The organism is Nocardia sp. GTS18 (assembly GCF_013839555.1).
Taxonomy (GTDB): Bacteria; Actinomycetota; Actinomycetes; order Mycobacteriales; family Mycobacteriaceae; genus Nocardia; species Nocardia rosealba.
On record NZ_JACBIU010000047.1, the window covers coordinates 1 to 19,045 of the forward strand.

The 19,045-nt window shown below is 69.4% G+C and carries 14 protein-coding genes; 6 read left to right on the plus strand and 8 right to left on the minus strand.

What is annotated here, in order from left to right:
- Both HYG95_RS23000 and HYG95_RS23005 read left to right on the plus strand, forming a co-directional pair.
- The coding region (locus tag HYG95_RS23000; RefSeq protein ID WP_181700967.1) for a serine/threonine-protein kinase at positions 1-1,530 on the plus strand (1,530 nt) is incomplete at its 5' end.
- Positions 1,531-1,601: 71 nt separating this feature from the next.
- Positions 1,602-2,162, plus strand: coding sequence for a hypothetical protein (locus tag HYG95_RS23005; RefSeq protein ID WP_181700969.1), 561 nt, complete (start codon positions 1,602-1,604; stop codon positions 2,160-2,162).
- A 63-nt stretch (positions 2,163-2,225) separates the two neighbouring features.
- Here the strand turns inward: HYG95_RS23005 and HYG95_RS23010 are convergent, their stop codons facing one another.
- From HYG95_RS23010 to HYG95_RS23030, 5 genes are all read right to left on the minus strand, one after another.
- Complete coding sequence (locus HYG95_RS23010; RefSeq protein ID WP_181700971.1) at positions 2,226-5,996, minus strand: multifunctional oxoglutarate decarboxylase/oxoglutarate dehydrogenase thiamine pyrophosphate-binding subunit/dihydrolipoyllysine-residue succinyltransferase subunit; 3,771 nt, start codon at positions 5,994-5,996, stop codon at positions 2,226-2,228.
- 105 nt (positions 5,997-6,101) lie between these two features.
- A complete protein-coding gene (locus HYG95_RS23015) occupies positions 6,102-9,710 on the minus strand; it encodes an ABC transporter ATP-binding protein (protein ID WP_255495637.1) in 3,609 nt (1,202 codons plus the stop codon).
- 17 nt (positions 9,711-9,727) lie between these two features.
- Entirely contained in the window at positions 9,728-10,510 is a 783-nt protein-coding gene (locus HYG95_RS23020) for an ABC transporter permease subunit (protein WP_181700973.1), read from the minus strand.
- A gap of 175 nt (positions 10,511-10,685) precedes the next feature.
- Complete coding sequence (locus HYG95_RS23025; protein ID WP_181700975.1) at positions 10,686-11,648, minus strand: ATP-binding cassette domain-containing protein; 963 nt, start codon at positions 11,646-11,648, stop codon at positions 10,686-10,688.
- On the minus strand, positions 11,645-12,364 hold the full coding sequence (locus HYG95_RS23030; protein ID WP_225278830.1) for a hypothetical protein: 720 nt from the start codon (positions 12,362-12,364) through the stop codon (positions 11,645-11,647). Before HYG95_RS23030 ends, HYG95_RS23025 begins: the two co-directional genes overlap by 4 nt.
- A gap of 153 nt (positions 12,365-12,517) precedes the next feature.
- Between HYG95_RS23030 and HYG95_RS23035 the strand changes: the two genes are divergently transcribed.
- Positions 12,518-13,312 carry an enoyl-CoA hydratase/isomerase family protein gene (locus HYG95_RS23035; RefSeq protein WP_181700977.1) on the plus strand — a complete coding sequence of 265 codons (795 nt, stop codon included), beginning with the start codon at positions 12,518-12,520 and terminating at the stop codon, positions 13,310-13,312.
- A 76-nt stretch (positions 13,313-13,388) separates the two neighbouring features.
- Positions 13,389-14,705, plus strand: a complete 1,317-nt coding sequence (locus HYG95_RS23040; RefSeq protein WP_181700979.1) for a class I adenylate-forming enzyme family protein — start codon at positions 13,389-13,391, stop codon at positions 14,703-14,705.
- A gap of 1 nt (position 14,706) precedes the next feature.
- On the opposite strand, the gene HYG95_RS23045 is transcribed toward HYG95_RS23040, so the two are convergent.
- On the minus strand, positions 14,707-15,450 hold the full coding sequence (locus HYG95_RS23045; RefSeq protein ID WP_181700981.1) for a tyrosine-protein phosphatase: 744 nt from the start codon (positions 15,448-15,450) through the stop codon (positions 14,707-14,709).
- Positions 15,451-15,844: 394 nt separating this feature from the next.
- Here HYG95_RS23045 and HYG95_RS23050 point away from each other — a divergent pair, with 394 nt between their 5' ends.
- On the plus strand, positions 15,845-16,324 hold the full coding sequence (locus tag HYG95_RS23050; protein ID WP_255495638.1) for a TetR family transcriptional regulator: 480 nt from the start codon (positions 15,845-15,847) through the stop codon (positions 16,322-16,324).
- Between the two features lie 42 nt (positions 16,325-16,366).
- Complete coding sequence (locus HYG95_RS23055; RefSeq protein ID WP_181700983.1) at positions 16,367-17,545, plus strand: amino acid deaminase/aldolase; 1,179 nt, start codon at positions 16,367-16,369, stop codon at positions 17,543-17,545.
- On the opposite strand, the gene HYG95_RS23060 is transcribed toward HYG95_RS23055, so the two are convergent.
- Together HYG95_RS23060 and HYG95_RS23065 are read right to left on the minus strand one after the other, a co-directional pair.
- On the minus strand, positions 17,546-18,166 hold the full coding sequence (locus tag HYG95_RS23060) for a phosphoribosyltransferase (protein ID WP_181700985.1): 621 nt from the start codon (positions 18,164-18,166) through the stop codon (positions 17,546-17,548).
- A gap of 11 nt (positions 18,167-18,177) precedes the next feature.
- Positions 18,178-19,035, minus strand: coding sequence for a carbon-nitrogen hydrolase family protein (locus HYG95_RS23065; RefSeq protein ID WP_181700986.1), 858 nt, complete (start codon positions 19,033-19,035; stop codon positions 18,178-18,180).
- Between the last annotated feature and the right edge of the window lie 10 nt (positions 19,036-19,045).

Sequence of the window (19,045 nt, forward strand, 5' to 3'; positions counted from 1 at the left end):
GGTGGGGTCGGGGTGGCGGTGGAGCCCGGGACGGTGTTCGCCGGATATGTGATCGAACGACTGCTCGGCGCGGGTGGCATGGGGTCGGTGTACCTCGCGGAGCACCCTCGCCTGCGGCGGCGGGTCGCACTGAAGGTGCTCGGTGACGGGATATCCACCGATGCCAAGGCGCGCAACGCCTTCGAACGAGAGGCGACGCTGGCCGCTCGACTCGAACACCCCAATATCGTGCCGGTATACGACCGCAGCGGTCCCACGGATCCGGTGTTGTGGCTGTCGATGAAATACGTCGACGGTGGCGACGCGATCGGATTGCTCCAGACCGATTCCGCCGGTCTCGCCCCGGACCGTGCTCTGCGGCTGATCCAGGGTGCCGCCGCCGGACTGGATTTCGCGCACGCGCACGGGGTGCTGCACCGCGACGTGAAACCGGCCAACCTGCTGATCGAACGCGACCACGCAGGACAGGAAACCGCGCTGCTCACCGACTTCGGGATCGCCCGCAGTCTCGATGACACCGTCGCGCTGTCGGCGATGGCCGCCACCTTCGCCTACGCGGCACCCGAACGGTTCGCCGGCCACACGGTGGACCATCGCGCCGACATCTACTCCCTCGGCTGCACGCTGTTCCAGTTGCTCACCGGTCGGACGCCGTTTCCGCGTGGCGATCAGGCGGCGGTGATCGCCGCGCATCTGGGCGCGGCACCGCCCCGGCCCACCGAGTTACGACCCGAGCTGCCGCGTGCGATCGACGCGGTCATCGCGACGGCGATGGCGAAACGGCCGGAGGACCGATTCGCCCGCTGCGCCGACCTCGCCGCAGCGGCGATCAGAGCGTTCGACAGCGGTCCGTGGGCCCGCGCGCCGTTCCCGGGCCGGTTGCCGACCGATCCGGTCGCGGCCGGTGCTCCTGGCGCCTCGCCAGGTCGACGGCGGACCCGGATCGCGCGAACGCTCCTGCCCTCGGCGCTCACCGCCGTGCTGACGACCGCCACGGTCGCGTTGCTCGTCGTGATGACGACTACCGACCTGATCCGTGGCGAGCCGACCCGGGTCTACACCACCCAGAGTGTCGCGAACGCCTGTGACCTGCTCGATCTGTCCGCGCTCGAACAGCTCGGTGGGGCGCCGCCCGATTCGCCCATCCATTCCGAATCCGTTGACTCCGAGCCATATTCGTCCCACCACTGCTCGGTCTCCTACCGGGGTTTGGCAGCCACTGTGCTTGCCAAGGTCGTGAACGACGGACACGGCGCCGAGGCCTTCTTCCGCCACGACTTGGAGTTGGTTCGTCTGGGCGGGGCCAGCACGATCCGGGTGGACCACCGGCTCGAGCTCGCTGACGACTCCTACCTCTACGTGCGCCGACTGCCGTACATGTACGGCCCGACCTGCGAGCTCGGCCTCTTCGACGACAACGTGGTCGTCGCCGTGACGTTGAGCACGCCCGCGGAGTCGAAGGTGGACGATTCGGAGATGGTGACGGCCTGTGAGTATCAGGGCCGAATACTCTGGGAGCGCCTCGGATGACACCACGACGACGGTTCTCGCTGCCATGGACGGCTGCGGCCGTGTCGGCTTGCTCGCTCGTGGTGGTCACCGTGATCGCCGCCGCGATGTGGCTGGGGCGCGAGGACGAAGCGGCGGCGAACGCGCGGTGGACGCCGGGCACACCGATAGACACCCCGACCTCGCGCAAGTACCGCGAGCCGGAGCAAGGGAATTATTGCGAGCTGATGGATCTGGCCGAACTCACGCGTCGCGGCAGCGCCGGGTGGCAGCAGGAGGATGAGGAGCCCCTCGGGTCGACCGGCTACTGCTCCGGCGCTTTCGGTGACCTCACTGTGTCGCTGAGCTTCGATGTCACGCGGGCGGGAGGCGACCGGCGAGGGGAGCACGACAGGTTCAAACATCTTGTCGGAAACCGTGTCTCGGATCCGAATACGAGCTTCGAATACCTGGCCGGGCTCGGCGAGGACGCCTTCGTCCAGGAGGAGGCTTGGGCCGGGCGTCCGGTGACAAAAGTGCGGATCGGCGTGCTCGACGAGAACCTGCGCGTGGACACCACACTGACGATCGATGGCAACCGAATCAGCCGCGCCGAGCTGCGACAGCTGACCGAACACCACGTTCGCGTGGTGATGCGCAACCTGCGGGCCTGACAACGGCGAACGCCGGGCGGATCGTGATGATCCACCCGGCGTTCGCCGTTGTGCGAGAAGAAATTACGCGGTCGGCTCGAAGGCCTCGGCGATGATCTCGGCCTGCTCCACGGCGTGGACCTTGGAGGAACCCGAGGACGGGGCCGACATGGCGCGCCGCGAGATGCGGCGCAGTTTGCCCAGGCGGTCGGGGAGGACCTCGGGGAGGTTGAGGCCGAAGAAGGGCCAGGCGCCCTGGTTGGCCGGTTCCTCCTGGACCCAGGCGATATCGGTCGCGTTGGGGTACTTGGCCAGGGCCTCGTTGAGGCGGTACGTCGGGATCGGGTAGAGCTGTTCGATCCGGACGATGGCCACGTCTTCACGCTTGTGCTTGGCCTTCTCCGCGGCGAGCTCGTAGTAGAGCTTGCCCGAGGTCAGCAGGATGCGCTTGACCTTGCCGGTGTCGCCGACGCCCGATTCGTAGGTGGGCTCGTCGAACACCGAACGGAACTTCGACTCGGTGAAGTCCTTGATGTCGGACACCACGGCCTTGTTGCGCAGCATCGACTTCGGGGTGAAGACGATCAGCGGACGGCGGATGCCGTCGAGGGCGTGGCGGCGCAGCAGGTGGAAGTAGTTCGCCGGGGTGGACGGCACCGCGACGGTCATCGAACCCTCGGCGCACAGCTGCAGGAACCGCTCGATACGGCCCGAGGTGTGGTCGGGACCCTGACCCTCGTGGCCGTGCGGCAGCAGCAGCACCACATCGGAGAGCTGACCCCACTTGGCCTCACCGGAGGAGATGAACTCGTCGATGATCGACTGCGCGCCGTTGACGAAGTCACCGAACTGCGCCTCCCACAACACCAGTGCGTTGGGGTTGCCCAGCGAGTAGCCGTATTCGAAACCGACAGCGGCGAATTCGCTCAGCGCCGAGTCGTGCACCGCGAACCAGCCCGGGTTCTCCGAACCGATGTTGTGCAGCGGGGTGTACTCCTGCGCGTTGATCCGGTCGATGATGACCGAGTGACGCTGGGTGAACGTGCCACGACGCGAGTCCTGACCGGTCAGGCGCACATCGTGACCCTGGTCGATCAGCGAACCGAACGCGAGCAACTCGGCGAAGGCCCAGTCGACCTTGCCTTCGTAGGCCATCTCCCGCCGCTTCTCCAGCACCGGCTTCACGCGCGGATGCACGTTGAAACCGTCGGGAGTGTTGAGGAACGCGTCGCCGATGCGCTGCAGCACCGACTTGTCGACCGCGGTCTGCACGGTCGCGGGCACCTTCTGGTCGTCCTCGACGGACTCCGACGGCTCCGGAACGTATTTCTCCAGCTCGCGGACCTCGTTGAACACGCGCTCGAGCTGACCCTGGTAGTCGCGCAGCGCGTCCTCGGCCTCCTTCATGGAGATGTCGCCACGGCCGATCAGCGATTCGGTGTAGGCCTTGCGGACCGAACGCTTGGTGTCGATGACGTCGTACATCTCCGGCTGGGTCATCGAGGGGTCGTCGCCCTCGTTGTGCCCGCGGCGGCGGTAGCAGACGAGGTCGATGACGACGTCCTTGCGGAACTTCTGCCGGAAGTCGACCGCCAGGCGCGCGACCCAGTCGCAGGCCTCGGGGTCGTCACCGTTGACGTGGAAGATCGGCGCGCCGATGAACTTCGCGATGTCGGTGGAGTATTCGGTGGAGCGGCTGTTCTCCGGCGCGGTGGTGAAGCCGATCTGGTTGTTCACCACGATGTGGATGGTGCCGCCCACGCGGTAACCGCGCAGACCCGACAGGTTCAGCGTCTCGGCGACCACGCCCTGACCGGCGAACGCGGCGTCACCGTGCAGCATCAGCGGCATCACCGAAAAGCCCTCGGGGCCGTCGCCCTTGTTCAGCAGGTCCTGCTTGGCGCGCACGAGGCCCTCGAGAACGGGGTCGACCGCCTCCAGGTGCGAGGGGTTCGCGGTGAGCGACACCTCGATCTCGTTCTCGCCGAACATCTGCAGGTACTGGCCGTGCGCACCGAGGTGGTACTTCACGTCGCCCGAGCCGTGGGTGGCGGCCGGGTTCATGTTGCCCTCGAACTCGGTGAAGATCTTCGAGTACGGCTTGCCGACGATGTTGGCCAGCACGTTGAGGCGACCACGGTGCGGCATGCCGATGACGACCTCGTCGAGCCCGTGCTCGGCGCACTGGTCGATGGTGGCGTCCATCATCGGGATCACGGCTTCGGCGCCCTCGAGCGAGAACCGCTTCTGACCGACGTACTTGGTCTGCAGGAAGGTCTCGAACGCCTCGGCGGCGTTGAGCCGGTTCAGGATGTACTTCTGCTGGGCGACCGTCGGCTTGACGTGCTTCTGCTCGACCCGGTCCTGGATCCACTTGAGCTGGTCGGTCTCGAGGATGTGGGTGTACTCCACACCGACGTGGCGGCAGTACGCGTCGCGCAGGATCGACAGCACGTCGCGCAGCTTCATCCGCTCCTGGCCGTGGAAACCGCCCACGTCGAAGGTGCGGTCCAGGTCCCACAGGGTGAGGCCGTGCGAGGTGACGTCGAGGTCCGGGTGGCTGCGGAACTTGTCCTTGACCAGGCGCAGCGGGTCGGTGTCGGCCATCAGGTGACCGCGGTTGCGGTAGGCCGCGATCAGCTCGAGCACGCGAGCGCTCTTGTCGACGCCGCGCTCGCTGATGTCCTTGCGCCAGCGGATCGGCTCGTACGGCACGCCGAGGCCGTGGAAGATCTCGTCGTAGAACTCGTCGGAGATCAGCAGGTTGTGGATGGTGCGCAGGAAGTCGCCGGACTCGGCGCCCTGGATGATGCGGTGATCGTAGGTCGAGGTCAGCGTCATCAGCTTGCCGACGCCGATCTCGGCCAGGCGCTCGTCGCTCATGCCCTGGAACTCGGCCGGGTACTCCATGGCGCCCGCACCGATGATCGCGCCCTGGCCCGGCATGAGGCGCGGCACCGAGTGGACGGTGCCGATGGTGCCGGGGTTGGTCAGCGAGATGGTGACGCCGGAGAAGTCGTCGGTGCCGAGCTTGCCTTCGCGGGCGCGCCGGACGATGTCCTCGTAGGCCGCGTGGAACTGGCCGAAGCTCATCTCCTCGGTGCCCTTGATGGCGGCGACCACCAGCGAACGGTTGCCGTCCTTGCCCGCGAGGTCGATGGCCAGGCCGAGGTTGGTGTGCGCGGGGGTGACCGCGTTCGGCTTGCCGTCGATCTCGGCGAAGTGCCGGTTCATGTTCGGGAACGACTTGATGGCCTGCACGATCGCGTAACCCAGCAGGTGGGTGAACGAGATCTTGCCGCCTCGGGTGCGCGCCAGGTGGTTGTTGATCACGAGGCGGTTGTCGATCATCAGCTTGGCCGGGATCGCGCGCACCGACGTGGCGGTGGGGATGGTCAGCGAGGCCGACATGTTCTTGGCGATGGCCGCGGCGGGACCGCGCAGCACCTTCGACTCGTCGGTGCCCGTGCTGGTCTTGGCGGGCGCGGTGGCCGGGGCGTTCGACACCGGGGCGGGCGTGGTCTGCGGTGCGCGCACGTTCTCCCGCTTCGGAGCCGGAGCCGGGGCGGCTGCCGGAGCCGGAGCTGGGGCCGGCTTGGGTGCCGTCGCGACGGCGGTCTTGGGGGCCTGCGGTGCGGCCTTCGGTGCCTGCTGCGGCGCCGCTTGCGCGGTGGCGGCGGGAGCCTGCTCGTTAGCGGAGTCGGTGGCCTCGGGGGTGTAGTCGGCGAGGAACTCGTGCCAACTCGCGTCGACCGAGGACGGGTCCTGTTTGAACTTCTGATACATCTCGTCGACTAGCCACTGGTTCTGTCCGAACTGGGAAGTTGAGCTGCTCACAGCTGGTGTTCGCCTCATTTCGTTCTTCGCGCTGCGACGTTTGTGACGTGCCCGGCAGGGGTATCAGCGGATGGCTGCCGATGCGCCCTCACCGAGCATATGCCCCGTGGCATGTCGGCGTAGCTAGTGGCCCGAGACTATTCGCTCCGCGTGCAGTCCCGCCGACCAGAGTCGCGCGTAACTCCCGCCTCGGGCGAGCAGTTCCCGGTGGTTACCGAATTCGACGATACGTCCTTGTTCGACCACCCCGACGAGGTCGGCGCGGGCCGCGGTGGCCAACCGGTGAGCGACCACGACAGTGGTGCGGCCCCGGGCCAGCGAACGGCTCGCTACCAGGACCGACGCCTCGGTCTCCGGGTCGAGGGTGGAGGTCGCCTCGTCGAGAAGCAGCAGGTCGGGGTCGACGAGGTCGGCGCGGGCGAGAGCGACGAGCTGACGTTGTCCGGCGGATAACCCACGCCCTCTTTCACCGACCGGTTGGTTCATTTTTCGGGGTAATCCGGCGATCATTTCGGCCGCACCGACGTTGCTCGCCGCCTGTGCGATGTCCACCGATGTGGCGAAAGGTTGTCCGAATGCAATGTTGCTGGCGACATCACCGCTGAACAAGTGAGCTTCCTGGGGCACAATTCCCAGCCGCGAGCGGTACTCGGTGAGCACAAATTTACGTAAATCGACGCCGTCGACCCGAATCTCACCCGCCGACGGCTCGGCGGGCAGATCGTAGAGCCGGGCGAGCAGTTTCACGATCGTCGATTTGCCCGCGCCGGTCGGCCCGACGAGCGCGAGGGTTCGCCCGGCCGGGAGGGTGAAGGACACGCCGTCCAGCGCCGGGAAGTTCGCTCCTGGATAGCGGAAGTGGACATCGTCGAAGACGACCTCGCCGCGCAAACGGTCGATGTGCACCGCGTCGGGTGGGTCGGCCGCGATCGACGACTGTGTGCGCAGCAGGTCACCGATGCGGCGCAGCCCGACCCTGGCCTGCTGGTAGCCGTCGAACACCTGCGACAGTTCCTGGATCGGGCTGAACAGCAGGCCGAGGTAGAGGACGAAGGCGACGAGCGTGCCGGTGGTCGTGCGTCCGTCGGCCACCGCGTTGGCGCCCAGATAGACGACGACGGCGAGGGCGAGGTCGGCCCAGGCCAGGCCGAAGGAGAAGTAGCAGGCGATCGCGCGCTGGGCGCGGATGCGTGCCTCGCGGTAGCGGTGGGAGTACTCGGTGAAGCGGCGCGCCGCCACCGGTTCGTTGCGGGCGGCCTGCACGGCGCGCAGGCCCGCGATGTTCTCCTGGAAGTCGGCGTTCACTGCGGAGACCCGTTCGCGCGAGACGGTGTATGCCGCGGTCGAGACGCGCCGGAACAGCAGGGTCGCGATGAGCATGGGCGGCACGGTGGCGAGCACGACCAGAGCAAGCCCCGCATCGATGACGACCAGGCCGACAGCCACGCCGACCAGGGTGATGACCGCGACCAGGCCGGTGGCGACACCGGTCTGCAGGAAGGTCGACAGGGCGTCGACATCGGTGGTCATCCGCGTCATGATCCGGCCGGACAGTTCGCGCTCGTAGAAGTCGAGGCCGAGGCGCTGCAACTGGGCGTAGCTGCGCACCCGAAGCCCGTACAGCACCCGTTCGCCGGTGCGTGCCGTGAGCACCGTGACGGCAGCGCCGACGATCAGGCTCGCCAGCACCAGCCCGATTCCGATCACCGCCGACACAGCGAGCGCCGAACTCTGTCCGCCGGTGACACCGGTGTCGATGGCGTAGCGGACCAGCGGCGGGAAGGCGATGCCGATCATGGCGTCGGCGATCAGCAGCAGTACGACCAGCCCGACCAGCTTGCGGACCGGTCGAAGCAGGACGCGCAGACCGAAGTCGGGTTGGGGGGCGCGCAGATCGCCGGGCAGGTCGGGTTGTTCGGTGGCCGGTGGTAGCGCGTCGACGGCCGCGCGCAGTTCCGGGGTCTCGCTGAGGTCGGCGGCCGCCATCGACCGTGGCCGATCACCGACGACAGGCCGCTTGTCGACGCGCACGGTCGGCACGACCGAGCCGGTGGGCGCGGGCAGCCGGATGACCCGATCGGCCTGGGCCAGGGTCGACTCGCGGTGGGCCAGGATCAGCGTGGTGCGCCCGCCCGGGTCGGGCAGCCGCCGGAAGATCTCCGCCTCGGTCACGGCATCGACGGCGGAGGTGGCGTCGTCGAGGACGAGTACGCGCGGCCGGGTGAGCAGTGCGCGGGCCAGCGCGATCCGTTGCCGTTGCCCACCCGAGAGGGTGAGACCGCGTTCGCCGATGACGGTGTCGTACCCGTCGGGCAACTCGGCGATGAACTCGTCGGCGACGGCCGCGGTGGCCGCCGCCCGGATCTCGGCGTCGGTGGCCTCCGGGCGGCCGAGGGCGATATTCGCCGCGATGGTGTCGGAGAACAGGAACGGGTCGTCGAAGACCACGCCGAGCGCGCCGCGCAGATCCTCGGCGCGTAGGTCGGCCAGGTTCACCCGGGTGCCGTCGGTGCCGACGAGGCTGATGGTGCCCGCGTCGGGCGCGTAGAAGCGGGGCAGCAGCAGCGACAGCGTCGACTTGCCCGACCCGGCCGGGCCGATGATCGCGACCGTTTCACCGGGCCGGATGGTGAGGTCGAGTTCCGAGAGCACCGGCTCGTCCGGCGTGAAACCGAAACCCACACTCTCGAATTCGATGCCGAGCGGGCCGGCGGGCAGGTCGGCGGGCTTGTCGGGGTCGACGAGCACCGGCGCCGCGTCGATCACCTGGAACACCCGGTCGGCGGCGGACTTGGTGAGCTGGCTCATGATGACCACCGAGGTGATCGTGCGCGCCGAGGACGTCATCGTGGCCAGGTAGGCGGTGAAGGCGAGGAAGGTGCCGATGCCGATCGCGCCGCGCGAGGCGAGCAACCCGCCGACGATGATGACGGCGACCAGCCCGGCCTGTGGCAGCGCCGACACGACCGGTGCGAAGCGGGCGTTGATCCGCGCGGCGCGCAGGCGTTCGGCGTAGAGGGCGCGGCCGTGGTCCTCGAGCTGGTCGACCATCCTGGCCTCCTGCCCGAAGCCCTTCACCACGCGCACGCCGGTGACCGTCTGCTCGACGTGTTCGGCCAGCTCGGCGGCCCGCTGCTGCGCCGACCAGGTCGCCGCGTAGAGCCGGGGCCGCATCCGCAGCACCACCACCGCCATCACCGGCGCGACGAGCAGCGCGGCGAGCGCCAGCGGCGGGCTCAGCCACACCATCACCACCGCCGAGGCGACGAACTGCAGTACCGCGAGGCCCGACCACGGCACCATCGCCAGCAAGCCCTGCACCAGTTGCAGGTCGGTGATGGAACGCGACACCACCTGGCCGGTGCGGAGGGCATCTTGTCCCGCGCCGTCGAGGCGCTGCAACGCCGCGAGCAACGAAACCCGCAGGCTGTGTTGCACTTCCAGCGACAGTTGACCAGCCCACAGCCGGCGGGCGAAGGTCACCGCGAACCGGCAGGCCGCGAGTACCGCGAGCAGGGCGGCGGCACTGCCGATGACCGAGGTGTCGCCCGCTTCGGCGGCGTCGACGGCCCGCTTGGTGGCCAGCGGCGCCGCGATCGAGACGGCCGCGCCCGCCAGCACCGCCGCCGCGATGACGGCGAGCAGGCGCGGATGCCGCAGGCACAGCCGCCACAGCCTGCGGATCCAGCCGGGCCGGTCAGCGCGCCGCGTCATCGCAGCGGGCTGCGTCATCGCAGCGGGCTCGGACACTACAGGTCGCGGTTGCGCAGGTCCCACCACCCGGCGGCGCCCACGGCGATGGTCCACAGGAGCAGGACGACGAGCGCGGCGGGGGTCGGCGCGAACACCTCGGCCTCGTCGAAGGAACCGGCGCTCACCCCGGCCACGGTCGAGGACACCGGCAGCACGGCGGTGAGACCACCGGCTCCGAAACCCTTGGCCACCAACCAGATCAGCGGCTCGAGCACGAATGCCCAGCCGAGCACCAGCCACACCGCCGCACCGGTGGTGCGCAGCAACAGCCCGATGCCCGCACCGAGCACCGCCCAGCACATCGCGACGAGCAATCCGGCGCCGAGCACTTCCAGCAGCGGCCAGCCGAACTCGAACTTGCCACGGCCCGCGGCGGCGAGCACGAGCATCGCGACCACCTCGGCGAAGACGGCGACCACCAGCGCGATACCGGCCACCGCGGCGTATTTCGCGATGACCAGCCGGTCGCGATCCGGGGCGAACAGGGCGGTGAGGGCCATGGTCTTGCGCTTGTACTCGCCACCGGTCACACCGATGCCGAGCAGTGCCGCCACCACGAACACCGCGACGAGCGCCAGGTACAGACCGATGGTCGCCGCCCCCGTCACCGGTTGCCCGGTCGGGTCGTAGCGGCCCGACATCAGCGCGGTGATCAGCGTCGCGACCAGCGCCACCGCGATCGGCCCCGCGAGCAGCAACCGGGTGGGCCGCAGCGTGAACACCTTGCGCGTTTCGGCGTCGAGACCGGGGAGCAGATCCTCGGGCAGCACAGTGGTCATCGGGTGATCCCCTCCGAAGTCATGGCCGAAATGGATTTGCGCGCCTGCCCCGGTCGGAGTCCGGACGCTCGGATATTCCCGCGAAGGCCGGAGCCGCAGGCGGCGGGCCGAGCCGGCGACAACGGGCGACGGCTTCGGCACGCGGGGCGCACCGGTCGACCTGCGGCCGACGGCGTCATCGGGACACCCCGAACGACGGCGGCGCAGGCACGAAGGCGGTGTTCGACGGCGTGGGCAAGCGGTGCTGATGCCTGCGGGGTTTGGTCAGGGAGGCCAGGACCCGGTCGGGGTGGATGGGGTCGGCGACGATGCTGCCGATCCGCACCGAGGCCGCCTCGGCGATCGAACGGATCGTCGCCTCGTCGGCCTCGGCGACGGCCAGGCGCCCGTCCGGGCGCATCACCGCATCGGTGAAGCCGCGGGTCGCCAGGGCCGTGGCCAGGGCGATCGACGGGGAGGAGGCGACGACGAGCCGGTCGGGATGACCGCGCCGCAGCTTGGCTGGAGTGCCCTGCCAGACGACGGCGCCCTCGCTCAGCACCACCAGGTGGTCGGCCGCCGACACCACGTCGGCCAGGCTGCCAGCGCTCACCAGCACCGTGCCGCCCCGCCCGACATGACCGCGCAGCACCTCCTGCAACCAGCCGCGTTCCATGCCGTCGGCGTCGGTGAACAGGTCGTCCAGGACGAGCAGCGGTGGATCGGCGAGCAGGGCCGTGGCCAGCGCGAGGCGGGTCTGCTGACCTGGATTCAGCTGGGCTACAACGGTATCGGCGAGAGCGCTGAGACCCGTCGTCTCGAGCACGGCCTCCACCCGCCGCCCACCGACGCCCGCGACCGGGGCGTAGCACGACAGCTGATCACGCACCGTGCGCGCCGGATGCAGACCGCGCGGATGCAGCACCGCGCCGACGGCGGCCGGCCCGTGCCCCACCGTCACCTCCACCCGGCCGGTGCTCGGCCGCTGCAGCCCGAGCACCATCCGCAGCAGGGTGGTCTTGCCCGCCCCGGTGGGCCCGACCAGCGCGGTGACCGCACCGGACGGCACCGTGAAGTCGATGTTTTCGACGGCGCCGACCTGGTCGAAGACTTTTCCGACGCCGCGCACCAGCACGGCGTCGCCCCCGGCTTTCCTCACTGCTTACGGGCCGGGTCGGTACCGATCGCGGGCAGCGGATCGGCGTCGATCACGTTGTGCAGCGGTGTCGGCCACAGTGCGGGCGCGGGCCCGAAGGCCTTGTGCGCGTTCTCGATCGTGGCCTTGCCGAGCGCCCGGTTACCCGCGCCACCGATGGCGGCACCGATACCCGCGGGCAGCACCTTGCCCGCCATCAGCGCGGCCCGCTTGGTGATGAAGCGCTTGACGAACTGTTGCAGCAGTTTGCTGTTGATCGCGCCCATGCCGGTCGCCTTGCCCGCCAGCGTGTTCGCCCAGTTCTTCGACTGGGTGCGCAGCCCCTTCTGCACGATGGCGATGCCCGCGTCACCGAGGACGACCGCGAGCACCAGCGCGCGCCGTGCCTCCTGGTCATGCGGCTCGATGCCCTGGACGGCGGCCCGGGCCAGCGTGAACAGCGCCGAGGCCTCCATGAAGAACGCCGTCTCCGCGCCGACCGCGCCGAGGGCGGCCACCGTGCCGATGCCGGGCACGGCCGCGGTCGCGCCGACGGCGGCACCGCTGCCGGTCACCGCGAGCAGGTACTGCTTCTCCAGCCGTTCGGCGATCTGGGCCGGGCTCTCGCCGGGATGACGTTCCCGCAGGTACTGGACATAGCGCCGCACGGCAGGAGCCTGCAGCTTGGAACCGGTGTCGAGAACATCGACTACGGCCTTCTCGATCGCACTCTTGAACACGGCGTCGTCCTCCTCTTCGACCGACGAGTCGAACTGTAGGGCACCTGGGTCCCGACAGCCCATCATGCCAACGACTACCGACACCCCTGTGGTTCCGCGATGTGGGCGCGCTCTCCACTCCCACGACCGGTGCCCGGGTTCTACGCTGACCGGATGAGTGAAACGAACCCGACCCGACTGACGCGCGAGTTCACCGAAGCCGGTGCCGAGATCGCCACGATCACCATCGATCATCCGCCGCTCAACCTCTTCGACCGGCCACTGATCGACGCGCTGATCGCCGATCTCGCCGCGCTCACCGCACAGCCGCCGCGCGCCGTGCTCATCCGCGCCGAGGGCAAAGTGGTCTCCGGCGGTGTCGACGTGCACGTCTTCGAGGGGCGAAGCGCCGAGCAGGGGGCGCAACTGTGGCGCGAACTGTTCGACCGGATCATCCATCCGCTCGAGGCCCTGCCGTGCCCGGTGGTGTTCGCCGCGCACGGGCTCACCCTCACCGCCGCCTTCGAGATGTCGCTGGCCTGCGACATCATCCTCGCCGCGCCGAAGGCGAAGTTCGGGCTGGTGGAAACGGTGGTCGGGCTGACCCCGTCGATGGGTGGCCCGCAGCGGCTGGCCGAGCGGGCCGGGTCGGGCCGGGCCCGCGAGTTCGTGATGACCGGCGACCTCTACGACGCCGCGACCATGGCCGACTGGGGCGTGGTCAACGCCGTCCACGACGACGTCGACGCCGCCGCCCGCGCGCTGGTCACCCGCCTCGCCGACGGACCGACCCGCGCGCACGCCGCGACCAAGCAGATCATCGAGGCATGGCGTTCCGGCGGTGTGGCACACGCGGATTCGGTGACGCCGGAGGTGTCGGGTGCCCTGTTCGACACCGCCGACCTGCGCGGCGCCGTCCGCAGTTTCCTCGATGTCGGCCCAGGTAAGGCGACCTACAAGGGCGAGTGAACGCCGAGCGGCTGACAGAAATGTGATCCACGTCATATAGTCGAGGCGCAAGCCGGGCGAGTACGTGGAGGTCTTGATGGGTCAGCCGGAACCGGACACGACCGCACGCTCTGAGGGTGGCGCGCCGGAGCGAGGGCCCGGACCCGAGGCTCGGGCGTCGATCACCAGTGGACCCGAGTTCCGGGCGTTCCGGTCGTCACCGGTCGGCTCCGGTGTGCTGGGCTGCGGACAGCTGCGGCGCGGTCCCGACGGTGTGCTCCGCTACGGGGACCTGCACCCGGCGCTCACCGAACTGCTCGACCTGCGCGTGCACTCCTTCACGAATCGGGAGGCCGTCGTAGAGGTCGGCGGTCCACGCCTGACCTACCGCGAGCTGTGGCACAGCGCTTCCCGCATCGCGGGCGGACTGCAGCGTCACGGCATCGGCTACGGCGACCGGGTCGCGGTGCACATGCCGACGAGCGCGCGTTGGGTACAGGCGTTCCTCGGTGCCCTGCTGTCCGGTGCCGTTCCGGTCCTGATCCCCGACGGGCTCGGCGCCGACCTGACGGCCCGCGTGATCGCCGACAGCCGAGCCGACTTCGTGCTCGGCCCCGACGGGCCACTGCCCGACAGCACGGCCTACATCGATGACGGTGCGGCACTGGGAGATCCGGCCCTGCTCTGCTACACCGGCGCCGCCGCGCGCGGTCCGGTGCCCGCCGGGGTCGAGCTCACCAACGAGAACCTCTTGTCGGCGGTGTCGTCGATGGTCGGCGCGCTCGGTCTGCCTGGCGACGGGGTGCGCAATCTGGTGCTGCTGCCGCTGGCCCACGCCAGCGGGTGCGTCGACCAGTTGCTGCCGACCTTCGCTGTCGGCGGGACCGTCGTCCTCGCGCCGGGCGCACGCAGCCTGGCCGACGTGCTGGTCAGCGAGCGGATCGACACGGTCTCGGCCACTCCGCGCATCTTCGCCGAGCTGCTGCCCGCCTTCGCCGAGCGACGCTCGGGCGCGGGTGTGCGCCGCGTGAGCAAGGCCTGTCACCGCTCCGAACGCGCCGCCGCCCCCGCCTCGGCTCCGCTCACCGCCGCTTTGCGCGCGCTGTTCCCCGCCGCGCGGCAGTGGTCGGTGTGGGGCGCCACCGAGACCAGCGGCATCGGCCTGCTCGTCGACGACACCGACCGCACCGAGGCGGCGCTCGGGTTCGCCTTCGGTGGAACGGAATTGGCGCTGTCGGGCCCGCAGGCTCGCCAGGGTCGCGGCGAACTGCTGTGTCGCGGACCGAACGTCAGCCGCCGCTACTGGAACAACCCCGACGCGACCGTCGCCCGGTTCAGCGGAACCTGGTTCCACACGGGCGATTTCGTCCGCATCGACACCGACGGCCTGGTCTACGCAGAGCCGGCCGGCTGACTCACACCAGCTTGGCGCGCAACGCCGCGCGCAGGTCGCCCGTGAGGCCGATCTCGGTCAGGTAGCCCTCGGTGTCGCCGTAGCGTTCGCGCACGGTGGCGTCGGCGGTGCGCAGGTACTCCTCGCGCACGCCGAGGATGTCGACCGACAGTGCCTCGCCGCCGCCGATCTTCGGTTCCAGCAGCACGCGCAGGGGTTCCACCGCCGCATTGCTGGCCAGGAAGTCGGTGTAGATGTCGTCCTCGTGCACGCCGACCGCGCGCAGCACGGTCGCCACCGCCCAGCCGGTGCGGTCCTTGCCCGCCGCGCAGTGCACGAGCACGGCGCCCTCGCCGTCGACGATCGAGGCGGCCAGCCGGGTGATGGCCGCGCCCGCCTCGGGCAGCAGCGGGAACTGCCGGTACACCTCGACCATGTGCGCGAACGCGCTGACGGTCGCCGCCTCGTGCGGCGGCGCCTCTTCCATCCGCGAGTCGAACGGGGTGATGTGCAGGCGCACGTCCTCGGGCAGGGTGTCGTGGCCGATGTGATCGATCTCGACCGGGCCCCGCAGATCGTGCACATCGGTGACCCGCAGCTCGCCGAGTGTGGCGAGACCCTGAACGTCGAGACCGCTGAGCTGCGCCGAGCGCAGGAGCGTGCCGGGGCGGACGGTGCCGCCGTCGACGGCGCGCAGCCCGCCCACATCGCGGAAATTGAAGGTGCCGCTGAGGGCGAACTGGTCGGCGCGAGGCGAGAGAGTCACCCGTCCAGGTTATCGGCGGTTCGACCGGCCGTGGACGGAGTGGGCCGATCGGTCACGAAGTGTGTGACGTGCGTTTCCCCGCGCGACACGTGTGTGCTCACCCACAGGAACGTGAGTGCGGCTACCACGACTTGTACCATCGACCAGTAAGCGATTACAGCGGGGGCGTCTATTCGAGCGCGAAAACAAAATCCAGCCGTATGGTCGGTTTTTATCAAGGTCGCATTCGGGTAACAAAACAATCTTTCAGTCTGAAAAGGATGGCTGAACCAGTTCGTGAATCCAGAAAACCTTCTAAGATCGTGCTTGCGGGATGTGGTTAACCTCGATGAGGACCCTTCCCGACCAGCTCGCATCGCCGCGGGCAGCGAAATTTGTTGCCGAGGAGTTGTCGTTGAGCGTCAGTCGTGAACTAACCGAAACATCCTTGCGACCCGTCGTTCGCCGGGCCGTGGAAGCAGCCGCCGCGAGTTCGGATACCGCCGGGCTGCGGGCACTGCGAATCTGCCTCCATGCGGGGCTCAGTGCGTATTGGCCGGTGGTGAAGGCCGCCCCGGCGAAAAGCATCAGGTCCTACGAGACCGCGCTGCGGACCCTGCGGGAGCGGTGGATCGAGCCCGGTGACAACGTGGGCGATCCGTCCGCGATCGTGATGTTCCGTGAGATGGATGCCGAGGCGACCGAGTTCCTCGAGCTGTGTGCCGAACTCTCGGGTGCCCAGTGGCTCGAGCCGGTCGACTCCATCGCCAGCTACCTCGTCTCCGTCTTCCACGGCGCGGTGCTGCGCTGGCTGGCCGACGGCAACGACGAGACGATCCTCGTCGTCACCGACGATCTCGTCGGCTGTCTCACCCTCAAGGCCGTCGAAGCCTGAGATTTACTGGACGAGTGACCAGATAGGTGGTTCAGTAGACGGGTGACCGAGACAACAGCGCTGCACCACCTGCACGACGCCACCGCTGACCTCGACCCGCCGCTGGCGGCACTCGACCTGTCCCGGCTCGACGCCAACGCCGCCGACCTGCGCCGCCGCGCGAACGGTGTCGCCATCCGGGTGGCGAGCAAATCGGTGCGCTGCCGGGCCGTGCTCGAGCGGGTCCTCGGCACCGACCTCACCGCGGCCGACGGCTTCGCGGGCATCATGGCCTACTCCCTGCGCGAAGCCATCTGGCTGGCCCGCCTGGGCGCCCGCGACATCCTGCTCGGCTATCCGACCCTCGACCGTGCCGCGCTGGCCGAACTCGCGGGCGCGCCGACACTGCTGCGCTCGATCACCCTGATGATCGACGACGTAGCCCAGCTCGAGCTGGCCCGCGCCGCCCTCGGCACCGACACCGTCCACCCACGCGTCTGCCTCGACGTCGACGCCTCACTGCGCATCGGCCCGCTGCACCTCGGCGTTCGACGTTCCCCGATCCGCACCCCCGGCGAGGCCGCCGTACTGGCGACACAGGCGCGTACCCGCGGCTTCGAGGTGGTCGGCGTGATGACCTACGAGGCGCAGATCGCGGGCCTGCCCGACAACAATCCGGCCGTGCGCGTGGTCAAGCGTCTCTCGGCCGCCGAGATCGCCCGGCGCCGCACCCAGGTGCTCGACGCGGTGCGCATGGTGACCGGGCCGCTCGAGATCGTCAACAGCGGCGGCACCGGCTCGATCGAGGTCTCGATCAGCGATCCCGATGTCACCGAGGTGACCGCCGGTTCGGGCCTCTACGTGCCGACCCTCTTCGACCACTACCGCTCCTTCACCCCGCGTCCGGCTCTGTTCTTCGCCACGCCGGTGCTGCGCAAACCCACCCCGAGCATCGCCACCGTCTTCGCGGGCGGCTACATCGCCTCCGGCCCCACCGGCCCCAGCCGGGTGCCGCTGCCGGTCTGGCCCGCGGGCCTGACGCTGCTCGGCGCCGAGGGCGCGGGCGAGGTGCAGACCCCCCTCGCCGGTGGGTCCGAGCTCGAGATCGGCGACCGCGTCTGGTTCCGCCACGCCAAGGCGGGCGAGCTGTGCGAACGCTTCGCCGAGATCCACCTCGTCGACGATTCGGGAACCCGCACAACCGTTCCCACCTATCGCGGCGAAGGCCAGTGCTTCGGCTGATCAGCGCAGCAGCTCGGTGACCTCGTCGTCGGTGAGCTGGTGGAAGTCGTGGTAGGCGCCGCCGACGCCGCCCAGGTCGTCGGGGGTCCAGAGGCAGACCAGCTCGTCGCACTCCGGGCGGACCCGGCGGGCCGCTTCGGGGGCTGAGACCGGCATCGCCACGATCAAGCGCGCGGGCTGCTGTGCTCGGGCGACCCGGCAGGCGGCGGCCACGGTGGCGCCGGTGGCCATTCCGTCGTCGACGATCACCACCGTCCGGTCGGTCATGGCGACCGGGTCGCCGTCGCGGAGCAGGGTTCGCCTGCGGGCCAGTTCGGCGCGTTCGGCGCGCTCGACCTGCGCGAACGCCGCCTCGCTCACCCGGCCGCGTGCCACCACGTCCTCGTTGAGCACCAGCACGTCGTTCTCGCCGAGCGCACCCATCGCCAGTTCCGGATGCTGCGGTAGCCCGAGTTTGCGCACCAGCAGCACGTCGAGTTCCCCGTCGATCGCCTCGGCCACCTCGGCCGCCACCGGCACACCGCCGCGCGGCAACCCGAGCACCAGCGGGTACGTGCCCCGCAGATGTTCGAGGGCCGTGCCGAGAGCGCGGCCCGCCGCAGCGCGATCCGGGTACACCATCGCCTCGAACGCTACTCCGCGGCGGCGTCGGCCGACACTGTGAAGCGGCGCAGCGACAGGCTCGGGTTGGCGGTGCGCACCCTGGCCAGGTGGGCCGAGTCGATCGACGCGGTGAGCACACCCGGCTCGTCGCCGAGTTCGGCGAGCACGGTGCCCGCCGGGTCGACGATCATCGACGCGCCCGCCCCGAGCGGCGCGCACTGGTCGGCCGCCGCCACGTACACGGTGTTCTCGATGGCCCGCGCACGCAGCAGCGTGGTCCACTGATCGACCTTCGCCGGGCCGGGAATCCACTGCGCGGGCAGCAGCAATACGTGCGCTCCCGCCGCCGCGACACGCCGACATCCCTCCGGAAAACGCAGATCGAAGCAGGTCTGCATGCCGAACATCACACCGTCGACGGTGAATGTGGCGGGCGCCACCAGCGGACCGGCCGCGACGACATCGGATTCCAGATGCCCGAAAGCGTCGTAGAGATGCACTTTGCGGTAGAGCGCGAGCCGGGATCCGTCGGGTCCGTGTGCCACGAGCGTATTGCTGATCCGGTCCGCGTCCGGTGTCGGCAATTCGACGACACCGGCCACCAGATGCACCCCGAATTCGACGGCGAGCGCGGCGAGTCCGGTGGTGAACGGCCCGTCGAGCGGCTCGGCGGCGGCCACCACCCGCTCGTCGAGACGGGTCACCGCAAACATCGAGTATTCGGGTGCGACCACGACGCGCGCACCCGATTCGGCAGCGGTTCGCACGTGTTCACGCAAGGCGGCCAGGTTGGCCGACGTGTCGGTCTGCGGGGCGAATTGGACGACCGCGATCGGCACCGTCGTCGCGGCGTGTTCCTGATGCGATGACCCGTTGTGCAGCTGCATAGGTCACACC

Excerpts from the sequence above, each read along its gene's own strand:
- HYG95_RS23020 (WP_181700973.1), bottom strand. The coding sequence starts at position 10,510 with ATGACCACTGTGCTGCCCGAGGATCTGCTCCCCGGTCTCGACGCCGAA.
- HYG95_RS23060 (WP_181700985.1), bottom strand. The coding sequence starts at position 18,166 with ATGGTGTACCCGGATCGCGCTGCGGCGGGCCGCGCTCTCGGCACGGCC.
- HYG95_RS23010 (WP_181700971.1), bottom strand. The coding sequence starts at position 5,996 with ATGAGGCGAACACCAGCTGTGAGCAGCTCAACTTCCCAGTTCGGACAG.
- HYG95_RS23035 (WP_181700977.1), top strand. The coding sequence starts at position 12,518 with ATGAGTGAAACGAACCCGACCCGACTGACGCGCGAGTTCACCGAAGCC.
- HYG95_RS23065 (WP_181700986.1), bottom strand. The coding sequence starts at position 19,035 with ATGCAGCTGCACAACGGGTCATCGCATCAGGAACACGCCGCGACGACG.
- HYG95_RS23040 (WP_181700979.1), top strand. The coding sequence starts at position 13,389 with ATGGGTCAGCCGGAACCGGACACGACCGCACGCTCTGAGGGTGGCGCG.
- HYG95_RS23015 (WP_255495637.1), bottom strand. The coding sequence starts at position 9,710 with ATGACGCAGCCCGCTGCGATGACGCGGCGCGCTGACCGGCCCGGCTGG.